Raw genomic sequence first — 22,725 nt, forward strand, 5'->3', positions numbered from 1 at the left:
CGGAGTTGTTGTGTTGTGTTGACCAATGAAAAACTATGTGAAGCTTTTTGAATTTGCCTCTAAGATAGAGGACTTTATGTAAATAAAAAAGGGACTGAAAAAAATCAGTCCCTTTATAACTTTATTTTCTGATACCTAATTCTTTGATCAGTTCACGATATTTTACAATATCATTCTTGATCATATAATCTAAAAGACTTCTTCTTTTACCTACCAAACGAACCAAGGAACGCTCTGTATTATAGTCTTTTTGATTTCTTTTCAAATGCTCTGTCAAGTGGTTGATTCTGTACGTGAACAATGCAATCTGACCTTCAGTAGAACCTGTGTTCTCTTCTTTGCCGCCGTATTGCTTAAAAATTTCGGCTTTCTTTTCTTTGTCTAAATACATGCCAATATTGTTTTTAATGATTATTATGTATCCGATTGATTTTCAATCAGGGCGCAAAGATACTATTATTTAGTTATTCCATGGTGAAAAAAGCAGTTTTATTGAAATACCTTGTGTGAAGAGTTTGGTTACCATATTCTGGAGGAAGATAATTCAATGTCTGCGGTGGCCCATATTTGTTTCAATAGGTTGTTTGTTTCTTGAATTTCCTCCTCAAACTGTAATGCTTTATAGGCCGTTTGCAGGCCGTGAAGTGCCCACCCATTTTTTGGGAACTTTTTTAAGTCTTGCATGTAAGTGACAATGGCATCCTCATATTTTTTTCCTTCTAATTGCACAGCCCCTAGGTGATGTCTTACTGAAAAGAACCAATCCGGGGGTTCATTATAATTGAGCTGGTCTTCAAGGATTACAGCTTCCGAAAGTAATTCTATACTTCTTTCAAAGTTAAGTTCCTTTGCCCATATTTCAGCCTCTAAAATACGCTCCGCAATTTTAACCAAAACATCTACGGAATTAATGTCCCAAATGGTTACTTCCTTAAGTTCTGGATCTATGGCCAAACTTTTTAACTTGTCTAGTTCCAATTTGGCTTTCTCAAGGTCATGGAGGCCTATGAATGCCAAGCCGCGGGCATAATTTCTTATGGCGGCGGGATATTTTAAACTGGGGTCCAAATCGGGTATTTTTAAAATTGCCTCCCATTCCGCAAACTTTACATTTATATGGTAGGGAATGGTATAAAAATGTTGAATAGTGCTCCAGCCAGGTTCTTTCATTAATTGTAAATTGGCTTGGGAAGCTACTTTGTTGGCAGCTTTCAGTGCTATTTTTTTATTCCCTTCCAAAGTGGCCGTTGCGGCCATAAAATGATAGTTGTGAGGGTATAGGGCCAAGGGGTAGGCCCCTTGGGCATTACAGGCAGAAACGTAAGAGCTATCTACTTTTACCGCTCTTAAATTGGATACCGTGCCTTTGTGGTAATCCCCGGTTCTAATATAAATGTGCGAAGGCATATGAACTAAATGTCCCGCCCCAGGAACTAGGTCTTCATCAAATGCTTGTGCGCTAGAGAGTGCTTTTTCTGGATTTTTTGAGGCTTCTACGGCATGAATGTAAAAGTGGTGCGCACCAGGGTGATCAGGGTTAATTTTCAGGGCCTTATCCAAATGTGAAATAATTTCCGATGTCCAATTCTTAGGATCTCCATTACTCTCCCATAGATCCCAGGGGTGTTGGTCCATGATGCTTTCGGCATACAGTGTTTGTATATTAGCATCATCTGGAAATTGTTTTGATAGTTCCTTCAGAGCTTCTGAATAGGCTTGGTCAAGATCTGATCGGTCTTCAGGAGGTTCTTTTGAATACCTTTTTGCTAAAGCATTAATAAGTCCTTTTTCTTTTTCAGTTAGGTTGGTGGACAAATTTTTAGCTTGGTTTACGGCTTCAAATGCTCGAGAATAGTTGTCCGCTTCCATTCCGGCATTATAATTAGGGCCCAAAACATAGGCGTAGCCCCAATAGCCCATAGCAAATTGGGGGTCTAGCTTGGTGGCGTAATAGAAGGATCGAGCAGCTTCGGCATGGTTGAAGCCGTAAGCCAACACCAAACCTTGGTTAAAATACACTTGGGCCAAGCTGTCATTTGTACTTGTTGGAACATGAAGTACATTCAGTCCTTCAATTATAGGAGCTTTCTGATTTGTTTTATACCAATCTGCATCTGTAGTTATAGGCTTACATCCAATAGAGACCATTTGGGGCAACTCTTTTTTTGGCTCTTTATCAATTTTACAGGCTGAGAGGGTGAACAGTAAAGCAATGGTAAGTAAATAGACCACTTTCATTTAAGTAGAATTAAAATTAAACAAAAGGGGAACGGAACAGACTGCAATATAAAATAAATCCCGCTACTTATTTGAAGTAGCGGGATTTAATCATCTGATGGCTAATTTTTTATCCGCCTAGGCGAAATATAAAATTAACTTCTCACCGGATTGTTCTGTATGAGGTCTAAATATAGATTCACTTTTTTCTTAAGGTCCCTTCTGTGCGAAATAAAATCCAAGAACCCATGTTCTTGAAGAAATTCTGCAGTTTGAAACCCTTCCGGTAAATCTTGACCGGTAAGATCTTTGACTACCCTTGGACCGGCAAAACCGATCAAGGCACCGGGCTCAGAAATATTTATATCTCCTAACATGGCGTAAGATGCGGTGGTGCCACCCGTTGTAGGGTCTGTACATAAAGAAATGTACGGAATTTTGGCATCTGCCAATTGCGCTAATTTAGCCGATGTTTTGGCCAATTGCATCAATGATAGGGCCGCTTCCATCATACGGGCACCCCCAGATTTTGAAATCATTAAAAAAGGAATCTTTTTCTTGATGGAGTGGTCAATGGCACGTGCAATTTTCTCTCCAACAACGCTTCCCATGGATCCACCTATAAAGCTGAAATCCATACAGGCCACCACCAAATCTTTACCTAAAGATTTACCAACCGCTGTGCGAACGGCATCCTTAAGGCTGGTTTTCTTTTGGGCGTCCTTTAAACGGTCTGCGTATTTTTTGGTGTCCTCAAATTTTAAGGGGTCCTTAGATGTAAGTTTGGTATCTAATTCCTTAAACTTATTGTCATCAAAAATTATTTCAAAATATTCCTTACTGCCTATTCTAACATGGTAGTCATCTTCTGGACTAACATAGAAATTTTTGGCTAGCTCCTCAGACTCAACAATCTTCCCGGTAGGCGATTTGTACCAAAGGCCTTTTGGGGTGTCTTTTTTTTCTTCGGTAGCCGTTTGAATGCCCTTCTCCTTTCTTCTGAACCAAGCCGTCATATTCTCCATATTATCGTTAGCGGATTATTCTTACTATAGGGTGTTTACGTTGTTTAAGTCTTCAAAAGCCTTTTTTAAACGCTCTGTAAACGCTTTTTCTCCTTCCCTTAGCCAAACCCTTGGGTCATAAACTTTTTTGTTAGGCTCATCAGGACCGTCTGGGTTACCTATTTGCGACTGTAAATAGTCTTTTTTGCCTTGAACATAATCACGAACTCCAGATAGAAAAGCATATTGCAAATCTGTATCTATGTTCATTTTGATCACTCCATAGCTTATGCCTTCCCTAATTTCTTCTACAGTTGAACCAGAACCACCATGGAAAACAAAATCTATATGGTTGTGCTCTACTCCATACTTTTCGGAAATGAATTCTTGTGAGTTTTTAAGGATTTTTGGTGTTAGTTTAACATTGCCAGGTTTGTAAACTCCGTGAACATTTCCAAAAGCCGCAGCAATAGTAAATCTATGGCTTACTTTAGAAAGTTCTTCGTAGGCATATGCAACTTCTTCAGGTTGGGTGTACAATTTAGAGTCGTCCACATCAGAATTGTCCACACCATCTTCTTCACCACCTGTAATACCAAGTTCTATTTCCAAGGTCATGTCCATTTTGGCCATTCGCTCCAAATAACCCTTACAGATTTCAATATTCTCTTCAATAGGCTCTTCGGATAAATCGATCATATGAGAGCTAAAAAGGGATTTTCCCGTTTCGGCATAATGCTTTTCACTGGCATCCAGCATACCATCTATCCATGGCAATAATTTTTTGGCACAGTGATCCGTGTGCAAAATTACAGTGGCACCGTAGGCTTCTGCCAATTGATGTACATGCTTTGCGCCAGCAACAGCACCTAAGACGGCAGCCTTTTGATCTTCATTGGAAAGACCTTTACCAGCATTAAACTGGGCACCTCCATTGGAGAATTGAATAATTACGGGAGCGTTTAGACTTGCGGCAGTCTCCAGAACTCCATTAATCGTATTGGAGCCTATTACGTTTACTGCGGGAAGGGCAAAACCTTTCTCTTTTGCGTAATTAAAAATTTCTTGAACTTCCTCTCCGGTGGCAACCCCGGGTTTAATATTGTGGGCCATAATTTTCTAGGTTTCTATTTTAATGCAACAAAAGTAATAAAATATTATCTCTAAAGACCAAGCTCACTTAAGATTGTGATGGTCAGATGTAACAAGAAGTTACCTTGTTGTACCAGCTATAAATAATGAATTTCTTTTGGGCTAGAATGGATAGTTAATACCAATTTGAAGTACCGCGTTGGAGAAGTTAAAATCGTTCAACCATCTATCCGATATATCATTTGCAGGATTATAGGTCTTAAAACCCAGATCGGCCCTTAATACAAAATAGGTAAAATCATACCGCAAACCAAAACCGGTACCCAGGGCGATATCTTCTAAGGAGCTTATTCCGGTAAAGGTGGCTTCGGGGTCTTCTACGTTATCAAAGACATTCCAGATGTTACCTGCGTCTGCAAAGAGAGCGCCTTTGAGATTTCCAATGAGGGGAAACCGGTATTCTAGATTAAGCCCTATTTTTAAGTTGGCCTCGTTAAAATCGTTTACGGCATCTGTACGGCCCGGACCCAAAGAGTAGGGAGACCATGCCCTAATATCATTGGCCCCACCAGCAAAATAACTACGTACGAAAGGAATGTTATCAGAATTTCCATAGGGAATCGCAATTCCGAAAAAGCTTCTAAAAGCAATGACGTTATTTCGTGATACGTTCCAATATTTTATATAATCGAACTCGGTTTTTATATATTGGCTATAGGGAACCCCAAATACCAATCTGTCTTCATTGGCATTTTCTTCAAATGGGATAATCTGTGAAATTGTGGATAATAGGTTGCCCGCACTTTCCAATTTAAAACGAAACTGATAAAAATTATTATCCGTAATGCCTTCCCTGTTGTTGAGGTTAAGGGTATAGTTGCTGGCAAAGATCAGGTTGTTTTCGGTCAATCGCTGTCTTCTTTCCTCAATTCTACTTACGGACTGATAAATGGCATCGGTCGCGTTGACATCTCTATTCAAGATGGCCTGGGTAAATCCGGTAGTTCCATCTGGAATAATTAAACTTGGATTGCTGGAATCTCCGTTTAATTCAAAAAAATCCTCCAACTCAGGATACTGGACTTCGTCCAAGTAGCTGTCAAAATTATTGGCGATGTTGTCAAGCTGTTCATAGGAGTTTCGGTAAACATTAAAAAAACGATCAATATTTACATTGCGTACAAATTGTACATTTAGAAGTTCTACATTGTGTTTTATAAAGTCTGAAGGAACCCAATTGTAGCCTAAAACGGTATTAAAGGTCTGCTTGTCCAATCCAATATTTTTCTGAAAACTGGTTCCTAGGGATATCCGCGTTTTGGGAAGGGTATAGCTGGGAATAAGCTTTGTAGTGTTTAAAAAGGGAAACCAGATTCTTGGGATGTCCAAATTAATATCTGCCCCGTATTCTTGAATGTTGAAAAACCTGCTGTCTATAATACTGGGGTCGTTAGATGATCCAATGCTAACCCTGCCTGCTAAACCAAGGTTTTCTGCACCTCCAAATAAATTTCGGGCCTGAAGGGAGGGACTTAAGGCCAAGCCTACTTGCTGAATATTGGAACGGGTTACCTCAAAAGAGGTTCCTAGGGAGTACCTTGGCCTCGCGGCTAGATAAATATTGGCATCAAGGGTTTCGCCATTTGGACTAGGCTGGGAGGTAATAGTAGGATATTTAAAAACCCCGAGGTTGGTTATTTGTCTATAAGTTCTGGTCCGATCTATTTCTCTATAAATGCTGTCCTTTTTAAAAAACACGGCATTGGCAAGCGTCTTTGGTTTAAACCTCAGTTTGTTTTTGTAATAAATGGTATAGTCTTCGTACTCAATGGACTGTTGTTCAGCATCTTCACCATTAAAAAGGTAATCTGTATAAATATTGATTTTGTCAAATTTGTACACTTTATATTCCGAGGAGGTAACGGTAGAATCCCCCCTTCTTTTAAAGTTGTCAATATTCAACTCAATATTCATTTGTTGGTCATCTGCTACCTTGGTTGTATCCGTTGCAATATCGTAGGAAATAGAACTTTCCTGAAAGTTGTAGACTCCATTGTTTCTAAAAATGGTACTTAATCGTTCCCGTTCCCGAGCAAATTCGGCCAAATCAAATTGTGTGCCTGCTTTAACAAATGATAGTTCTTGGTGTTCCTCATAAATGGAATCAATGGCTTTAGAGCTAATCCGGTGGCTTACGGTATCAATGAAAAAAGGTTTGCCCAGCTCTATTTTGTATTCTAGGCTAGCACGTTGTTTTTTATCAAGCGAATCTATAGTATAGGTGGTATTATTATTAAAATATCCTTTGCTGCCGTAGTAAGCACTTAAACGCTCCAATGTTCTTCGGGCCTTTGTGGTATCGACAATTATGGGAGATTCCCCAATTTTTTTGAGCCATTCGCTCAGTCCCTTCACTACAAATGATTCTCCAAGCCGGTTTACCTGTTTTTTGGAGAGAAGTTTCTCCAAACGCTCTTCTCTATGTTCTTTTTTATGTAGCCAAGCCTGATAGGAAGAGTCAGGGTCTTTTTTTGCCAGATTGTAAAGATTAAGTCTTAAAGGGTACCCTAAAATTCGTGTGTTGGGCTTTTGTAAAATAAGACTGTTGATGTCCTCATTCTTTATTTCTTCACCGTCTGCAAAAATGGTGTTTTCCCTAAGTAATAGCTCATCTTCGTCTACCCGTTTTAGAGTGTTGCATGCATTGATCGCAACCGCTAGGAATAATAGGCTTATTTTAGCACCGATTTCTTTAAAGCGCGACGATTTACACATAGCCACCAAAATTACATCTTTTTATGATTGTTAAAAGTCAAATAAAACTTATAAAAAGCCTACATCAAAAAAAGTACCGTAACCAGCACGGGCTTTTTTTTGTAGAAGGGGTAAAGGCGGTACAGGAAATTTTAGATTCCCATTTTGAAGTGGATAGTGTTTATGCCACGGAAGAGAACTTGGTACATTCCACAGAGTCTATAGTTCATATAATTTCGGAGTTGGATCTTAAAAAAATAAGCGCTTTGACTACTCCGAACAAGGTGTTGGGAGTCTTTAAAATTCCAAAGGCAGCACCTCTTGTTTTTGATGATTGGATTGTTGCGGTTGATGATGTGCGGGATCCTGGAAATTTAGGGACCATTATTAGGTTATGCGACTGGTTTGGAATAAAGAATCTGCTATGTTCTGCTCGGACGGTGGATTGTTACAATCCTAAAACCATACAGGCAACCATGGGTTCCTTGGCTCGGGTTCATGTGGGGTATACTAATTTAGAAAGGTTTTTAAGGGATGCGCAATTACCTATTTACGGAGCTTTTATGAACGGCACCAATATATATTCAAGTAATTTGCCTTCCAAAGGAATTTTGGTAATGGGCAATGAGGCCAATGGCATATCAAGCGAGATAGAAAAGGTGGTCGATGAAAAAATAAGTATTCCACAATTTGGCAGGCAACAGACCGAAAGTTTAAATGTGGCCACGGCCACGGCCATTTTGCTCAGTGAAATTAGAAGGTGCTAGCTTTTTTTATTCAAACGTAAAGTTAACAAAAATACCCCTGGTGCTCATTTTTTCAATGTTGCCGGTCCAAGGGCTGTTAGGGTCTACATCCCGTACCAATTCATCGGTAAGTCCAAAAACCCCACGTATGGATGGGGTAAATTTGAAATATTCCAAATAAAAGTCGATACCAAAACCAAGTTCGTAATTGTAGGTCCATTTTTTCATTCGAAAAGTTCCACTACTGTTGTCATCCGGGCTGGCTTCATTGCTGCCCAAGTTAAGGGAAGCAGATGGTCCGGCAACTAAAAATGGCTTCCAGTTTCCTAATCTTCGGGTACTAATTTTAGCCAATATTGGAAAATTGATGTAGGTAGACTTTACTTCCCTAATGGCATTTCGCTCTCCTTCTTCCGTTGCTTGAAAACCAGGGAAACCCAATGTACGGGAATTATAATATAGGCCGGGTTCCATTCGTATATCTAAAAACTCGTGAAGGTTCATTTCGCCAATAAGTCCCACATTAAACCCTGTGGACTCTAGAACTAGGACTTCCGTATTTTGGTTGCCTCGGTCATTTTTATAATCGAACTTAAAACCATATCGGTTAAAACCTAAAAAATATCCGTAATTAAGAAACTTTTTATCCTTATTCTCTAGATTTAGGACTGGGTTGGAATTGAATTGAGCATGAACTGTAACTCCTAGAAACAGCATACTTGCCAAAAGCAGAAAAAATCTTTTCATTCAAAAAAAATTATCCCGTTTGTGCCGTATCCTTTTGTTGAAAGGGGGTGCGGGTGTCTATAGGCTTTATCAAGCCCTGTTTTATTTATTTCTTTGCAACGTAAATAGATGCCACCCCAAGTGTTTGGGGCTTGTTCTCTACCTCTATAAACCCAATTTTACGTAAAATATTGTTGAAGGCTTCTCCATGGGGGAAAACGGATGCAGATTCGCTTAGATATGAATAAGCAGAGCGGTCCTTGGAAAAGATTTTGCCTATAGCGGGTAGAATATACTTGGTGTAAAATGTATACCCTTGTTTAAATGGAAACTTTGTAGGTACGGATGTTTCCAACACTACAAATGTGCCTCCTTTGGCCAACACCCTATAGATTTCCGATAGTCCTTTATCAAGATTTTCAAAATTACGCACTCCAAAGGCTACGGTGACCGCATCAAAACTATCATTTTCAAAGGGTAGGTTTTCACTGTCTCCTACTACCATTTCAATGGTGTTCTCCAATTTCTTTTGTGCCACCTTTTTCTTTCCTACCTCCAGCATACCTGGGGAAATGTCCAGGCCTACAATATTTTTGGCGCCCGTTTGGGTTAAATTAATAGCAAGGTCCCCTGTTCCTGTTGCGATATCCAAGACGGATTCAGGGTGGGTTTTTTGTATAATGGAAACCACTCTTTTTCTCCATTTAATATCAATTCCAAAAGAAATAACGCGGTTAAGCCCATCGTAGTCCTCAGAAATGGTATCGAACATCTGGGTCACTTGGGCTTTTTTTCCCATTTGGGAGTTTTTATAGGGGGTCACCTTATTGGCCATGTGGCAATTTTTGTGGCAAAGATACAATATAGCCTGCACTATGCGTTTAGCATTTTGGTAATTACAAGGGAGGTAAATATCAATTAAGCATCAAAATAAAAGGGGCTACGGATTAAATGTGTAATTTTGCGACGCAATTAACGACCTAAGAAGGCTTACTTTTTGTTGCTTAGTCAATTAAATTGCAGACCACACAAAGTTGTTAGTAGATGAAAATTATTATTGCAGGTGCCGGTGAGGTAGGATTTCACCTTGCTAAACTGCTATCTTACGAATCTCAGGACATCACTTTAATCGATACCAATAAGGAGAGTCTCGCATACGCGGATACCCATTTGGATATACGGGTTTTACGTGGTGATGCCACTTCTATATCGGTGCTTAAGGATGCCAACGTTCAAGATTCCAATCTAATGATCGGGGTTACGGCTTCTGAAACTACCAACCTCACCCTTTGCATGCTTGCCAAGCAATTGGGGTGTGAGCGTACCATTGCCAGAATTTCCAATACCGAATTTATAGATGACCGGGAAACCATTCGTTTTTCAGAATTGGGTATAGATGAGCTTATTTCCCCGGAGGAGCTGGCAGCAACGGAAATTAAGTTATTGCTTAATAAGAGCGCCTTCAACGACACCTATGAATTTGAAGATGGTAAATTGATCATGGTGGGCGTATCCCTTCCGCCTTCTGCACCCTTTGTGGGTAAAATGGTGAAGGAAGCTGCAAAAATTTTTCCGGAGCTGCATTTTATGCCCATCGCCCTTCAGCGAACAGGAACCCAATATACAGTGGTGCCTCGTGGTGATACCATTTTTAAGGATGGTGACCAGGTATATTTCATTACCACCAAGGAAGGGGTAGATGAACTGTACAAGCTTACAGGTAAGAAAAAGGAGGAAATTAAGAATGTGATGATTTTGGGGGGTAGCAAGGTAGGTTTCAAATCTGCTCGTGACCTTTGCCAGAATCGCTTCAATGTAAAATTGATAGAAAAAGATAAGGAGAAGGCTTTTGATTTGGCAGATGATCTTCCCAATGCCTTGGTCATTAATGGCGATGGTAGAAATGTGGAGTTGCTGGAAGAGGAAAGCTTGGAGTCCATGGATGCTTTTATTGCGGTAACCGGTAACTCGGAAACCAATATTATGTCCTGTCTGGTTGCCAAGTCCAAAAGAATAAAAAAGACCATTGCTCTAGTTGAAAATATGGATTACTTTCAACTTTCCCATTCTATAGGTATCGATACCCTTATCAATAAAAAACTTTTGGCGGCGAATAACATTTTCCGTCATATCCGTAAAGGGGAGGTTGTTGCCCTTATGAGATTGAATAATCTAAATGCCGAAATTTTGGAATTTGTGGTAAAACCAAGTTCTAGAGTAACCGGAACTATTATTAGAGAGTTGGATTTTCCTAGATCTGCAACCATTGGAGGAGTCATTAGGGATGATGAGGGTATAATCGCGCTAGGGGGGTTTGAGATAAAGGCGGGGGACCGTGTAGTGGTTTGTTGCCTTCCAGAAGCCATTCCAAAAATTGAACGTTTATTTCTCTAATGCGTCTTAATACCAAAATCATATTCCATATTATGGGGCTGTTATTGCTTTGCAATGGGGCCTTTATGTTATTGGCTGCGCTTTTAAGCGGTATATACAAGGACGGTGCTACCTTGGGCATAGGTTTGGCGGCCATTACCACCATGTTTGTGGGAACTTTTGCTATGTTCTATACAAGGGGGCATAAGAAAGAGGTGAAGAAAAAAGAGGGGTACATTATTGTTACTTTCGGTTGGATTGTAATGTCCGCCAGTGGTATGTTGCCTTATTTATTTTCGGATGCCATACCCTCTGTAACCAATGCCTTTTTTGAAACCATTTCGGGTTATACCACAACTGGGGCATCCATTTTGGATGATATTGAGGCCCTGCCCGAAGGACTCTTGTTTTGGCGTAGTCTTACCCACTGGATAGGAGGAATGGGAATTATCGTTTTAGCAATTGCCATCCTTCCATTATTGGGAATAGGGGGGATGCAGCTCTTTGCTGCTGAAGCTCCGGGGCCTAGCGCAGATAAACTGCATCCTAGAATTACCGATACCGCCAAAAGACTTTGGCTTATCTATGTGGGGTATACCATTGCGGAAACCATTCTTTTGAGGCTCGCCGGGATGTCTTTTTTTGATGCTATTAACCATTCGCTGGCAACATTGTCAACAGGTGGCTTTTCAACAAAAAACCTGAGTCTCGCCTATTGGAATGACCAGCCGCTGATTCAATATATTGTAATTTTATTCATGTTTTTGGCGGGTACCAACTTTGTATTGAGCTATTTTGCTTTTAAAGGAAAGGTGCAGCGAATTATAAAGGACGAGGAGTTAAAATTCTATACGGGCTTTATCCTGTTTTTTACAATAGTTGCCGCCTTGGTGGTATACTTTAAGGCGAGCCCCGTGGTGAACGATTACCATCCTATGGTTTTGGGCAATGCCGAAAGTGCCTTTAGACATACCTTGTTTCAAGTAATTGCAGTAGTGACTACAACGGGATTTGTTACTGCTGATTTTACAAGTTGGACACCCTTTTTGACCGTATTCTTTTTTGGTTTAATGTTTTTGGGCGGATCGGCCGGTTCCACTGCAGGTGGTATTAAGGTAATGCGCCATTTATTGATTATAAAAAATGGCTTGCTTGAATTTAAAAGGTCACTGCATACCAGTGCGGTCATTCCTGTACGCTATAATGGTAGAACTGTAAAGGAACATATTGTTTATAATATAATCGGTTTTTTTGTGCTTTATATGCTTCTGTTTATCATAGGAGCATTGGGGTTGGGAGCTATGGGGATAGATTTTGTGACGGCCATTGGCGGAGCTGCTTCTTCATTAGGTAACGTAGGGCCCGCATTTGGTACCTTAAATCCGGTGAGTAATTTTAACGGACTACCAGATATTGGTAAGTGGTGGTGCGGCTTTTTAATGCTGGCGGGCAGATTGGAATTATTTACGGTGTTAATTCTCTTATCTCCCTATTTCTGGAAGAAAACATAAGTCTTGCTCTCCTTTAAGAGTTTGAACATATAAAAAATGCCCCTAAGATGGGGCATTTTTTATGAGTAAAGGAATTTGTTTTAGTTAAGGGCCTTCTTGATTCTAGCAACGGCCTCTTTGATTTCGTTCTCAGAAGCGGCATAAGATATTCGAATGCTGTTTCCATTCCCGAAAGCGTCACCTGTAACAGTGGCAACATTGGCGTGTTCCAAAATGTACATGGCCAAATCTGAAGCATTGTTAATGGTAACTCCGTTCAAGGTTTTACCAAAATAAGCACTCACATCTGGATACACATAAAATGCACCTTCCGGTTCGTTGCAACGAAAACCTTCAATTTCGTTTAATAGGCCAAGTATCAATTGTCTTCTTTCCTGAAATTTATCCACCATGTATTGAATTCTGCTAGGGGATTCGTTCAGCGCGGTAATGACAGCTCTTTGTGCGATACAATTGGCACCACTGGTAACTTGCCCTTGTAGCTTGTTACAAGCGCGAGCTATGAACGTAGGAGCGCCAATATAACCTATTCTCCATCCCGTCATGGCAAAAGCCTTGGCTACACCATTAACGGTAACAGTCCTGTCATACATGTCTTCAAATGCCGCCATGGAAGCGTGCTTGGTAACTCCGTAGTTGATATGCTCGTAAATTTCATCACTAACTACGATAATTTGTGGATGCTTTTGCAGTACATCTGCCAAAGCCCTAAGTTCTTCTTCGCTATAGATAGACCCGCTGGGGTTGCAAGGAGAGCTGTACCAAAGCATTCTGGTTTTTGGCGTAATAGCGGCTTCCAACTGCTCCGGCGTCATTTTAAAATCGTTTTCAATGGTCGTTTCAACCTCTACCGGAACACCATCTGCCAATTTTACGATATCACTATAGCTCACCCAATATGGACATGGTAAAATAACCTCTTCGCCTTTGTTGAGTACCACTTGCGCCACATTGTACAAAGCTTGTTTTGCTCCTGTTGAAACCACAATTTGAGCAGGCTCATAGGCAATTTGGTTATCTCTTTTAAATTTGGTAATGATAGCCTCTTTTAATTCACCGTACCCATCTACCGGAGTATAGGAATTGTAGTCATCATTAATGGCCTGTATGGCCGCCTCCTTAATGTAATCAGGGGTATTGAAATCCGGTTCGCCCAAACTAAGGCCTATAATATCCTTGCCGGCGGCCCTAAGTTCGCGAGCCTTTGCCGCCATCTCCAATGTGGCCGAGGGGGTTAAGCTGTTAATTCTTTCAGATAGTCCGTTAGACGTAGCTAGTGTTGAAGTCATCTGTAATGTTTAGCTGTTGAAGTGATATGGAAAATTCTTCCTTTCACCATTTTAGGGTTTAAATTATTGCAACTGAATGCTAGGTCTTTTTCCTAGTTCCTTCAGGTGTTTAAAGTGCGAAATTATAGCTTTTCTAGTAGTTTCATACTCGTGATAGGGTAAATTAAACTCCCTTGCGGTTTCTTTCACAATTTTGGAAATTTTTGTGTAATGTATATGGCTGATGTTAGGGAAGATATGGTGCTCGACCTGATGGTTAAGCCCTCCGGTAAACCAATTGACTATTCTATTTTTTGTGCTGAAATTAACCGTAGTGAACAATTGGTGAATGGCCCAAGTGTTCTTCATAGTACCGCTTTCATCCGGTAAAGGGGTCTGGGCGTCGTGAACTATGTGCGCCAGTTGAAATACAACGCTTAAAATAACTCCGGCTACATAGTGCATGATAAAAAAGCCCAGCAAAACTTCCCACCATGCCACATCAACAAATATCAATGGAAGTACGATCCAGATGGTAATGTAAAGCAGTTTGGTTATAACCAAGGTACTCCAATTTTTAACAGGGCTTGGAAGCTTCCCATAAGAAAGTTTCCGCTTCATATAGCGGTACATTTGTAAAAAGTCTGTGGTAATGGCCCAATTGAAAGTAAGCAGTCCATAAAGTAATACGGAATAAAAGTGTTGAAACCTGTGGTGTTTTCTCCACTCGGCATGCTTCGAGAACCTAAGGATGCGTCCAGCCTCCATATCTTCATCATGTTCATGAATATTGGTGTAGGTGTGGTGTAGTACGTTGTGCTGTACTTGCCAGTTGTATACATTACCTGCCAAAATGTAAATACTGCTTCCCATAAGCTTATTTACCCATTTTTTGTTGCTGTAGGCCCCATGGTTTCCATCGTGCATTACGTTCATGCCAACACCTGCCATGCCAACACCCATAACTATAGTCAGCAATAAATTGGCCCAGTTTGGTAACCCCATGGTTAAAATGGCAAAATAGGGTGTCAAGAAAATAGCGAACATGATGACGGTCTTAAGGTGAAGCCGCCAATTGCCCGTCTTCTTTAATTGATTTTCTTTGAAATACTCATTGACCCTTTTGTTAAGTGTCTTAAAAAACTGAGCGGGATCTTTACGTTGAAATCTTACGGTTGTTCGATTCATTATAGTTTAAGCTTTTGTGGATAATAGTAACCTTTTATCCTTATAAATTGTATTGAAGTTATTATGTAACCGGTATATATAGTAATTTAGCCGACATACAAATATACGCATGACAGCCGAAATAGTTTTTAAATATTTTCCCAATTTATCCGATGTACAACAGCAAAATTTTATAAAGTTGGAGCACCTGTACAAAGATTGGAATCAAAAGATAAATGTGGTTTCAAGGAAAGATATTGATGAACTCTATTTGAGACATGTGCTGCATTCTTTGGGAATTGCCAAAGTACAAGAGTTTAATCCCGGAAGCAAAGTTCTAGATGTTGGAACGGGAGGCGGTTTTCCTGGAGTGCCCTTAGCAATTCTTTTTCCGGAAACGGATTTTACCCTTGTAGATTCGATTGGTAAAAAAATCAAGGTTGTGGATGAAGTGGTACAAGGGTTAGAACTTGACAATATCAATACTGTTAATTCTAGGGTTGAGGAATTAAAGGGGCAGTTTGATTTTATTGTTAGTAGGGCGGTGGCCGCCATGCCTACTTTCACCCATTGGGTGAAGGGTAAAATTAAAAAGGATTCCGTACACGAAAGGAGGAATGGAATTTTATACTTGAAGGGGGGCGATTTGAGTGAGGAACTTAAGGAGTATAAAACAGTTCAAATTTATGACCTTCCCAACTTTTTTGAAGAGGACTTCTTCCAAACTAAAAAAGTAGTGTACCTACCTCTTAAATATAAGGGCTAAGTTATAAGCTCAACATCCTGTAATAGGTCTTCCTATACTTTCTCGCATAAATTTTCATGTGTCCCCAAATATGGATTTGGAGACAGGTGAGAATCATTCTTGTTCTTTGGGCAAACATCGTTCTTTTCATAATCCAGCGCATTTATCATTGTACAAAGGTGGGTTAATTACCTTTAATTTACAATTAATTAACGTTAAATTTACATTAGAATTGTGTTGGCCGGTACTTTTTACGGGTTTAGAATGTAGATAACGTGAAGTTTTGGTTGGTTATCTTAAATAAAAACCCCTCTAAAACTAATTAGAGGGGCGAACAGAATAAATGTTATGTTTATGCTTATTTGCTCCAAGGTGGTACAACCCCATTAGATCTAGCATATGCTATAAGTTGACCTTTGTGTTCTCCATTATGCTCCATTATTATAAGCAAACCGGATAATTTATTCATCTGGGCAAAACCAAAATCAACTTCATCGTTTAGATTGCCGTCTTCTATTTTGGTTACGTTTTCTAGGACAAATTCATTGGACTTTTTAAGGACTTCGATAATATTATCCTTGCCTGTTATTTTTGCCATATTCATCATATCCACATCTTCTGGTGGTGGGAAACCCAATTTGGATGCTAAAAAATAATTGGCACCAGCCACATGCAATAATGCTTCTCCTACTGAATTGACTCCTTCCATGGGGCGCCAATTGTATTGTTCTTCAGAAAAGGCCTGTGCTAGACTAAGAACCTGTTCTTGATTTCCTTTCAAAACTCCTTGTATGGTGTTTTGGGTTAATTTCTCTTGGGCGAAAGACATAAGGCAGCAAGAGAAAAATAGTAAAAAGACTAATTTTTTCATTTGTTCAATGTTTTAGTTGATGTTGTTAATCTGATGTAAGTGAATTCATTACCTCCCTTACAAGGTATGAAATCAATTAAAAAAATCCTCGTCAAACGAGAAATATAAATATTGGTTCATAAAAAAAGGGGATGTTATCCATCCCCTTCCTACTTAATTCTGGAATATATTTACCCTAAGAATGGATATCTATAGTCCGTTGGTGTAACAAACGTTTCCTTGATCAATCTAGGTGATACCCACCTCAAAAGGTTTTGGGCTGAACCTGCCTTATCATTGGTGCCAGATGCTCTTGCTCCTCCAAATGGCTGTTGACCAACAACCGCTCCTGTAGGTTTGTCATTGATGTAGAAATTCCCGGCACAATTTTGCAATGCTTTGGTGGCTTCGTCAATGGCATAGCGATCTCCGGATAAAACAGCACCCGTTAAGGCATATTCTGAAGTTTCATCTACCAGTTTTAGGGTATTGGACCAATCCTTGTCTTCATACACATAAATAGTTACCACAGGTCCAAAAAGTTCGGTTTCCATGGTAGTGTATTTCGGGTCTGTAGTCAAGATTACTGTGGGCTCTACAAAGTACCCTCTGGATTTATCGTAATTACCGCCAATGATAACTTCCGCATTTTCGTCCTTTTTGGCCTGGTCAATATACTTGGCCAATTTGTCAAAAGATCCCTCATGGATAACAGCAGTAATAAAATTGCTCATATCTTCTGGACTGCCGGGCTTGTTGAAAGTTCCCACATCGTTTTTAACCCTTTCCAGAACATCTTCGGAGATAGATTTTGGTAAGTACACTCTCGAGGCAGCACTACACTTTTGTCCCTGAAATTCAAAAGCCCCTCTGGCAATAGCCGTCGCTACCTGTTGAGGATTGGCCGTTGGGTGGGCGATAATAAAATCCTTTCCGCCGGTTTCACCAACAATTCTTGGGTAGGTCTTATAGTTATGAATGTTGTTACCTATTTGCTTCCACAGTTCTTTGAACACATTTGTAGAACCTGTAAAATGTAATCCAGAGAAATCTGGACTTCCCAAAACCGTTTCGGTTACCATAACGGGGTCTCCGTAAACTACGTTGATCACACCATCCGGCAAACCAGCTTCTTTGAAGATATCAACAATTACTTTGGCGGAAAAAATTTGGGAATCGCTGGGCTTCCAAAGCACAACGTTGCCCATCATGGCAGCACTGGCTGGCAGGTTACCTGCTATTGCCGTAAAGTTGAAGGGGGTAATGGCATATACAAAACCCTCCAAGGGTCTATATTCTACTCGGTTCCAGGTTCCAGGTGCAGATTCCGGTTGTTCCTCATAGATTTGCGACATGTATTCCACATTGAATCGAAGGAAATCAATAAGCTCACATGCCGAATCAATCTCAGCCTGGTGTATATTTTTGGATTGAGCAATCATTGTGGCCGCGTTTATCTTAGCGCGGTACGGTCCCGCAATAAGGTCGGCTGCCTTTAAAAAAACCGCAGCACGTTGTTCCCAAGTAAGATTGGCCCAAGCTGTTCTAGATGTTAAGCAATTATCTATTGCTTCTTGTACATTCTTTTTTTCGGCCAAATGGTAGTTACCCACAATATGTTGATGGTCATGTGGGGGTGACATGGGTTTGGTGTTGCCCGTTTTTACTTCTTTACTCCCAATGTATAGGGGAACTTCAACATGTCCGTTGTAAAATTCTTTATAAGCAGCTAAAACTTCCTCGCGTTCTGGAGTGCCTGGCGCGTAGCTTTTAATTGGCTCGTTTACAGCTGTTGGTACTTGGAAAAATCCTTTGCCCATATAGCGTATATTTTTTTAAAATTACTAATACGCAAAGGTAGGAGGACTAATTTGAAATAAAAAAGAAAGGCTATAGTATTCTGAATGCAATGACGGGCTTTACCTCTGATTTCAATTTGTGAAAACTACTTAGTTGCCATCTTTTAATTGAGGGCAAAAGGAGCATGGAACTTAAAGGTGGGTACATAGACCCTGAATTTTTCTGTTGAGGCAAAATTCACCATGTTGTAATGACCTCTCATGGCGCCGATAGGCGATGCCAATAAACATCCTGAAGTATAGGTGTGGGATTCCCCGGGCTTAATAACAGGTTTTTTACCAATAACACCTTCGCCATCAAGAATTTCCAATTCGTTTAGGGCATCATGAATCTTCCAATGTCTGGAAGTTAGCTGAACGGAATCCTTGCTTTGATTTTCGATAGTTATGGTGTAGGCGAAAGCGAAGTGCATTTTATAGTTTTTGAAAAAAGTACCTTCAAAACTAGTGTTCACTGAAATTTTAATGCCTTTGGTAACCTGTGTAATCATTTTATAATCTGGGGCTAATAGGTAATAATGTTTCCCGTTATTAGTGTAAGAGTCGAGACCGTAGCTAAAATAATAAAAATTGCATTTAAAAATAGATACTTAACAATAGTTTTAAAAACGTTTTGGCCATAAAATTTTCGCATTGCCTGAAACAAGTAAACCGAAAAAACACTCAAAAACAGCCAATTACTGTTAAAATCAAAAAGCGTATCGAACAAATAGCTAATAATGAGCAAGATAAACAATAGCGAGGTGTTGTGAAAGCTAAAGATTAAATGATCGGTATAATTGAACCTTTTTCTGATGTAAACCAGCCAAATGAACAGGGTGAAGAGGGGTAGAAAGAAAAACACTGCAAAGGGTAGCCTAGAAATCATTGTACGTAAAAAATCTCCGGGGTTAGCGCTTATTTTAGCAAAACTTCTTCCTGCGGTAAATACAAATTGATTTTCTTGAGAGTCTATAAATTGATATTTTTTAAGTGCATCCGTGTAAGTGCGAATGCTCCCGTTTTTGATTACGGTATTAAAAAAATCCTGTTTTCGCAAAATTCTTAATGTCTTGGATTCGTCTGTTAAAGAGCTAAAATAGGTGGCCGGGTCAGCTTTAAGGACAGAATCTTTTTTTGAAACAAAATCAATGTAGTTGCTAATAGGCAATGAATCTGCAAGCACTAGGAATCTTCGCTTTTCGTTTTCATTTTCGTATTGAATGGTATCCAACGTTTTTTTAAGGTCAAAATCCGCAATTTCGGCTGTATTTGGTTTTAGGTCTATTTGGTCAAAATCTCCGGTAAGGCCTAAAATCAAGAAATAAACAATGGCCAAACTCAGTAAAAATCGAAAGGGGTTGGTGTAAGAAACCCGCTTGCCGTCTATATAATCCCGAGTAATTCTCCCTGGTTTTAACAGCAATGCTGATAAGGTTCTTAAAAGTTTGGAGTCATAAGCGAAGTAATTGGCAAAAAATTCATCCACAAAATCCTTTATGGATAACTTCTTTGTGCTATTGGCCTGTGAACAATTAGGGCAATACCTATCGCTTAGTTTTAAGGGGTGACCACAGTTAAGGCATTCCGTTCCCCTAAAATACATTTGATAGCGCCCTTTTTCCTTAATGGCTGGTTTGTCTTCCATTAAGCACTGCTAATACGGAAATAAATATAGGTTAATTGCTGATATTTCGAGAATTGGCGTTACCAATGCCTATGATGCTATCGTAAAGGTCTCCAAAATTTCTGTAGTACACCAGGATTAGATAGTTGTTCTCGGTAAAATGAAAATTTCCGCCAACTAGACTGTTATCAATAGTAGTGTCTTCTTTTTGTACTACATATTTATAGTTGTAGAACCCTTGTTTAAGTTTTATTGTTCCCTCCATCATACCGTTGTCCTCGTTATAAGTAAGCTTATTTTCGTCTGTAAGGGCATAATTGTTAAACTTTCCGTAGATATAAACGGTATCCAAATTAAGTAAGGGGTCATAGGGTAGGGAAAAGTGTACCATACTATATTCCGCTTCTCGGGAATGGTCCTCGCCCTGCAAGGTTCTAACAACAAAATCCCCGTTAATATCCGGGAAATAAGTATAAGCGTCCATAGATCTAAATCCGTCTGCAAATAAATAATGGTGATAGAGATCCCCTATTTCAATTTTTCCTATTTGCGAACTTGGTGCCCTAAGGTCGCTAGTGTCAAAATTGAGATATTCGTTGCCGGCAAAAAAGCTGGTCTCTTGGTCGTACTTGTAAACTAGTTCGTTGCCTATGGTATATTGAGGTTTAATGTTATAAAGGGCCGTATTCCATTGGTAGTTTTGTATGATTGCCACCTTCACTTCTTTCTTTGGGTTTACAAGTTTAAAGCTACCGGCGTTTATGGTAAATTGTACTACCTGTTTTTCCATTAAAAAGTTAAAGTCTCTTGAGCGCTTTACGGTGGCGCCTACTTGAACGGCATCTGTATAAACAACAAATTTTCTTGAAAATTGAAGCTCGTAATTGTCGTCATAGATTTCCAATACATAGTTGCCGCTTACTTTTAGGCTAACATTTTCATTGGGTATGATCAATCTATAATTGGAATAGGGCTGAAGGGTGGAATAACTATTTTCATAATCAATGATCCGTTGGTTGTCAACTCCGTTCAAATATTGGGATTTTAGCAATTGCGAAGGCGTCCAATCATAATCACAATGAATTATTTTATAGTAATAATCACTTTCCGAAGCGGTGAGGTCATCAAATTCCAATTGTATGGTTTCCCCCAGTTCTACTACCGGAAATTGGTCTTCCGTTGGACCTCCAAAAATCACGGTCTTGATATGGGGAGGTGGATTAATTTCTTCTTGTACCTGGGCAATGAGTTGTGTAAAAAAGAATAGGGATAATAGGAATGTAAATTTTCTTAGCATGAATCTGCTATTTTTTTGTGGTAAAGTTAAACAAAATGCGTGCCCAATAAATTAAGATCGATATAGGATCCAAATTTATAGGCATTTATTATGAAAACTATCCTTTAAGTACTATTTTTGCGCAATATTTCAGTTAACCTAAGGTCTACAATAATATGTCTAAAGACATTCGGATTAAAAAGGGCTTGAACATTAATCTTGTTGGTGCTGCAGAGCAATCTACTTCTAAAGCTGTTCTAAGCAATGTTTACGCCATAAATCTTGACGATTTTCACGGAATAACCCCTAAAATGTTGGTGAAGCAAGGAGCCGAGGTAAAAGCCGGTGAGCCTCTTTTCTTCAATAAGAACAGGGAGAATATGCTTTTTGTTTCTCCCGTGAGCGGGGAATTGGTGGAAATCAATAGAGGAGCAAGAAGAAGAATTCTATCCCTAAAAATTTTAGCGGATAAAGAACAATCACAATTAGCCCATACGCCTTTACAGGTGGAAACCGCCTCTAAAGAGGAATTAAAAGCTTATATGCTAAAAGGTGGTGTTTGGCCATTTATAAAGCAGAGGCCCTATGATATAGTGGCGAATCCTGATGCTACTCCAAAGGCGATTTTTGTTTCCGCCTATGCCAGTGCTCCTTTGGCAGCCAATTATGAATATGTGTTACAAGGCAAGGAGGCGGAGTTGCAGGCGGCCATAACTGCTTTGGGTAAATTTACGCCAGGTAAGGTACATGTCTCCGTTGGGGCCCAGTCCAACTCACCGTTGTCCGGTGTGAATGGGGTTGAGTTGCATAAAGTTTCTGGTCCGCACCCTTCAGGGTTGGTAGGTACCCAAATTAATAAAATTGACCCAATCAATAAAGGGGAAACCGTTTGGACGGTAACACCTCAGGATTTGGTAATCATAGGTGAGCTTTTGTTAACAGGAAAGTTCAATGCGGAAAGAGTGATTGCGCTTGCAGGCTCTTGTGTGAAGGCTCCTAAATATTACACCACAAAGATAGGTGCCGAAATTTCTACTTTCCTGTATAGTAGTGGGGTTACCAATGAAAACTTTAGGGTAATAAATGGTGATGTGCTAACAGGTAGAAAGAGTAGACCAGATGGCCATCTAGGTTTTTATAACAATACGGTTTCCGTGATTCCAGAGGGTGATGATTATGACCTTTTTGGATGGAACAAACCTATCTTCAATAAAATATCGGCAACAAGGGCGCTTACCTTTTCTTGGATGCAGCCAAATAAGAAATATGATTTAGATACCAATACCAACGGGGAGCACAGAGCTTTTGTGGTTACCGGAATGTATGAAAAAGTATTTCCCATGGACATCTATCCGCTACAGTTGTTAAAGGCTTGTATGGTTCAGGATTTGGATGAGATGGAACAACTTGGTCTTTACGAGGTGGCCCCGGAAGATTTTTCACTTACGGAATTTGTGTGTGTATCCAAACAACCACATCAGCAAATAATTAGGGAGGGTCTTGATTTGTTACATAAAGAAATAGGATAGAG

At 39.8% G+C, this 22,725-nt stretch carries 19 protein-coding genes; 5 read left to right on the top strand and 14 right to left on the bottom strand.

Annotated features, from left to right (window positions below; genetic code table 11):
- Positions 1-121: 121 nt before the first annotated feature.
- The 5 genes from rpsO to tamL form a co-directional block, all read right to left on the bottom strand.
- A complete protein-coding gene (gene rpsO, locus IL355_RS16855) occupies positions 122-391 on the bottom strand; it encodes a 30S ribosomal protein S15 (RefSeq protein ID WP_187458807.1) in 270 nt (89 codons plus the stop codon).
- Between the two features lie 128 nt (positions 392-519).
- Entirely contained in the window at positions 520-2,238 is a 1,719-nt protein-coding gene (locus IL355_RS16860; protein WP_192463283.1) for a tetratricopeptide repeat protein, read from the bottom strand.
- 134 nt (positions 2,239-2,372) lie between these two features.
- Positions 2,373-3,233, bottom strand: coding sequence for an acetyl-CoA carboxylase, carboxyltransferase subunit beta (accD, locus tag IL355_RS16865; protein WP_192463391.1), 861 nt, complete (start codon positions 3,231-3,233; stop codon positions 2,373-2,375).
- 33 nt (positions 3,234-3,266) lie between these two features.
- Entirely contained in the window at positions 3,267-4,334 is a 1,068-nt protein-coding gene (fbaA, locus tag IL355_RS16870; protein ID WP_192463284.1) for a class II fructose-bisphosphate aldolase, read from the bottom strand.
- 141 nt (positions 4,335-4,475) lie between these two features.
- Positions 4,476-7,088, bottom strand: a complete 2,613-nt coding sequence (tamL, locus tag IL355_RS16875; protein WP_192463285.1) for a translocation and assembly module lipoprotein TamL — start codon at positions 7,086-7,088, stop codon at positions 4,476-4,478.
- Positions 7,089-7,111: 23 nt separating this feature from the next.
- Between tamL and IL355_RS16880 the strand changes: the two genes are divergently transcribed.
- Positions 7,112-7,834, top strand: coding sequence for a TrmH family RNA methyltransferase (locus IL355_RS16880; RefSeq protein WP_192463286.1), 723 nt, complete (start codon positions 7,112-7,114; stop codon positions 7,832-7,834).
- Positions 7,835-7,840: 6 nt separating this feature from the next.
- On the opposite strand, the gene porT is transcribed toward IL355_RS16880, so the two are convergent.
- Both porT and ubiE read right to left on the bottom strand, forming a co-directional pair.
- Positions 7,841-8,560, bottom strand: a complete 720-nt coding sequence (gene porT, locus IL355_RS16885; RefSeq protein ID WP_192463287.1) for a type IX secretion/gliding motility protein PorT/SprT — start codon at positions 8,558-8,560, stop codon at positions 7,841-7,843.
- Positions 8,561-8,645: 85 nt separating this feature from the next.
- Positions 8,646-9,374 carry a bifunctional demethylmenaquinone methyltransferase/2-methoxy-6-polyprenyl-1,4-benzoquinol methylase UbiE gene (gene ubiE, locus IL355_RS16890; protein WP_192463288.1) on the bottom strand — a complete coding sequence of 243 codons (729 nt, stop codon included), beginning with the start codon at positions 9,372-9,374 and terminating at the stop codon, positions 8,646-8,648.
- A 209-nt stretch (positions 9,375-9,583) separates the two neighbouring features.
- On the opposite strand from ubiE, the gene trkA reads away from it, so the two are divergent.
- Both trkA and IL355_RS16900 read left to right on the top strand, forming a co-directional pair.
- Entirely contained in the window at positions 9,584-10,933 is a 1,350-nt protein-coding gene (gene trkA / locus IL355_RS16895) for a Trk system potassium transporter TrkA (protein WP_192463289.1), read from the top strand.
- Positions 10,933-12,423, top strand: a complete 1,491-nt coding sequence (locus IL355_RS16900) for a TrkH family potassium uptake protein (RefSeq protein WP_192463290.1) — start codon at positions 10,933-10,935, stop codon at positions 12,421-12,423. Before trkA ends, IL355_RS16900 begins: the two co-directional genes overlap by 1 nt.
- 80 nt (positions 12,424-12,503) lie before the next feature.
- Here the strand turns inward: IL355_RS16900 and IL355_RS16905 are convergent, their stop codons facing one another.
- Positions 12,504-13,712, bottom strand: coding sequence for a pyridoxal phosphate-dependent aminotransferase (locus tag IL355_RS16905; protein WP_192463291.1), 1,209 nt, complete (start codon positions 13,710-13,712; stop codon positions 12,504-12,506).
- Positions 13,713-13,775: 63 nt separating this feature from the next.
- Positions 13,776-14,879 (bottom strand): fatty acid desaturase family protein, encoded by a 1,104-nt coding sequence (locus IL355_RS16910; RefSeq protein WP_192463292.1) that lies wholly within the window; start codon positions 14,877-14,879, stop codon positions 13,776-13,778.
- A 109-nt stretch (positions 14,880-14,988) separates the two neighbouring features.
- Between IL355_RS16910 and rsmG the strand changes: the two genes are divergently transcribed.
- Positions 14,989-15,624: a 16S rRNA (guanine(527)-N(7))-methyltransferase RsmG gene (gene rsmG, locus IL355_RS16915; protein ID WP_192463293.1), complete on the top strand. Its 636-nt coding sequence runs from the start codon at positions 14,989-14,991 to the stop codon at positions 15,622-15,624.
- Positions 15,625-15,961: 337 nt separating this feature from the next.
- Here rsmG and IL355_RS16920 read toward each other — a convergent pair whose 3' ends face one another.
- From IL355_RS16920 to IL355_RS16940, 5 genes are all read right to left on the bottom strand, one after another.
- The gene (locus IL355_RS16920; protein WP_192463294.1) at positions 15,962-16,474 is read right to left on the bottom strand and encodes a DinB family protein; all 513 of its coding nucleotides are present in this window, start codon (positions 16,472-16,474) and stop codon (positions 15,962-15,964) included.
- A 170-nt stretch (positions 16,475-16,644) separates the two neighbouring features.
- Positions 16,645-18,273: an L-glutamate gamma-semialdehyde dehydrogenase gene (gene pruA / locus IL355_RS16925; RefSeq protein WP_192463295.1), complete on the bottom strand. Its 1,629-nt coding sequence runs from the start codon at positions 18,271-18,273 to the stop codon at positions 16,645-16,647.
- A 143-nt stretch (positions 18,274-18,416) separates the two neighbouring features.
- Complete coding sequence (gene apaG / locus IL355_RS16930; RefSeq protein ID WP_187458793.1) at positions 18,417-18,803, bottom strand: Co2+/Mg2+ efflux protein ApaG; 387 nt, start codon at positions 18,801-18,803, stop codon at positions 18,417-18,419.
- Between the two features lie 14 nt (positions 18,804-18,817).
- Positions 18,818-19,939: a DUF3667 domain-containing protein gene (locus tag IL355_RS16935; protein ID WP_192463296.1), complete on the bottom strand. Its 1,122-nt coding sequence runs from the start codon at positions 19,937-19,939 to the stop codon at positions 18,818-18,820.
- Positions 19,940-19,970: 31 nt separating this feature from the next.
- Positions 19,971-21,215 (bottom strand): type IX secretion system plug protein, encoded by a 1,245-nt coding sequence (locus tag IL355_RS16940; RefSeq protein ID WP_192463297.1) that lies wholly within the window; start codon positions 21,213-21,215, stop codon positions 19,971-19,973.
- A 155-nt stretch (positions 21,216-21,370) separates the two neighbouring features.
- Between IL355_RS16940 and IL355_RS16945 the strand changes: the two genes are divergently transcribed.
- The gene (locus tag IL355_RS16945) at positions 21,371-22,723 is read left to right on the top strand and encodes a Na(+)-translocating NADH-quinone reductase subunit A (protein ID WP_192463298.1); all 1,353 of its coding nucleotides are present in this window, start codon (positions 21,371-21,373) and stop codon (positions 22,721-22,723) included.
- The last annotated feature ends 2 nt before the right edge of the window (positions 22,724-22,725 follow it).

Origin of the sequence: Euzebyella saccharophila (genome assembly GCF_014855495.1) — a bacterium.
In the GTDB taxonomy this organism is placed as follows: Bacteria; Bacteroidota; Bacteroidia; order Flavobacteriales; family Flavobacteriaceae; genus Euzebyella; species Euzebyella saccharophila.

Coding starts and splice junctions, on each gene's coding strand:
- rpsO (WP_187458807.1), bottom strand. CDS start 391: ATGTATTTAGACAAAGAAAAGAAAGCCGAAATTTTTAAGCAATACGGC.
- IL355_RS16860 (WP_192463283.1), bottom strand. CDS start 2,238: ATGAAAGTGGTCTATTTACTTACCATTGCTTTACTGTTCACCCTCTCA.
- accD (WP_192463391.1), bottom strand. CDS start 3,233: ATGACGGCTTGGTTCAGAAGAAAGGAGAAGGGCATTCAAACGGCTACC.
- fbaA (WP_192463284.1), bottom strand. CDS start 4,334: ATGGCCCACAATATTAAACCCGGGGTTGCCACCGGAGAGGAAGTTCAA.
- tamL (WP_192463285.1), bottom strand. CDS start 7,088: ATGTGTAAATCGTCGCGCTTTAAAGAAATCGGTGCTAAAATAAGCCTA.
- IL355_RS16880 (WP_192463286.1), top strand. CDS start 7,112: ATGATTGTTAAAAGTCAAATAAAACTTATAAAAAGCCTACATCAAAAA.
- porT (WP_192463287.1), bottom strand. CDS start 8,560: ATGAAAAGATTTTTTCTGCTTTTGGCAAGTATGCTGTTTCTAGGAGTT.
- ubiE (WP_192463288.1), bottom strand. CDS start 9,374: ATGGCCAATAAGGTGACCCCCTATAAAAACTCCCAAATGGGAAAAAAA.
- trkA (WP_192463289.1), top strand. CDS start 9,584: ATGAAAATTATTATTGCAGGTGCCGGTGAGGTAGGATTTCACCTTGCT.
- IL355_RS16900 (WP_192463290.1), top strand. CDS start 10,933: ATGCGTCTTAATACCAAAATCATATTCCATATTATGGGGCTGTTATTG.
- IL355_RS16905 (WP_192463291.1), bottom strand. CDS start 13,712: ATGACTTCAACACTAGCTACGTCTAACGGACTATCTGAAAGAATTAAC.
- IL355_RS16910 (WP_192463292.1), bottom strand. CDS start 14,879: ATGAATCGAACAACCGTAAGATTTCAACGTAAAGATCCCGCTCAGTTT.
- rsmG (WP_192463293.1), top strand. CDS start 14,989: ATGACAGCCGAAATAGTTTTTAAATATTTTCCCAATTTATCCGATGTA.
- IL355_RS16920 (WP_192463294.1), bottom strand. CDS start 16,474: ATGAAAAAATTAGTCTTTTTACTATTTTTCTCTTGCTGCCTTATGTCT.
- pruA (WP_192463295.1), bottom strand. CDS start 18,273: ATGGGCAAAGGATTTTTCCAAGTACCAACAGCTGTAAACGAGCCAATT.
- apaG (WP_187458793.1), bottom strand. CDS start 18,803: ATGATTACACAGGTTACCAAAGGCATTAAAATTTCAGTGAACACTAGT.
- IL355_RS16935 (WP_192463296.1), bottom strand. CDS start 19,939: ATGGAAGACAAACCAGCCATTAAGGAAAAAGGGCGCTATCAAATGTAT.
- IL355_RS16940 (WP_192463297.1), bottom strand. CDS start 21,215: ATGCTAAGAAAATTTACATTCCTATTATCCCTATTCTTTTTTACACAA.
- IL355_RS16945 (WP_192463298.1), top strand. CDS start 21,371: ATGTCTAAAGACATTCGGATTAAAAAGGGCTTGAACATTAATCTTGTT.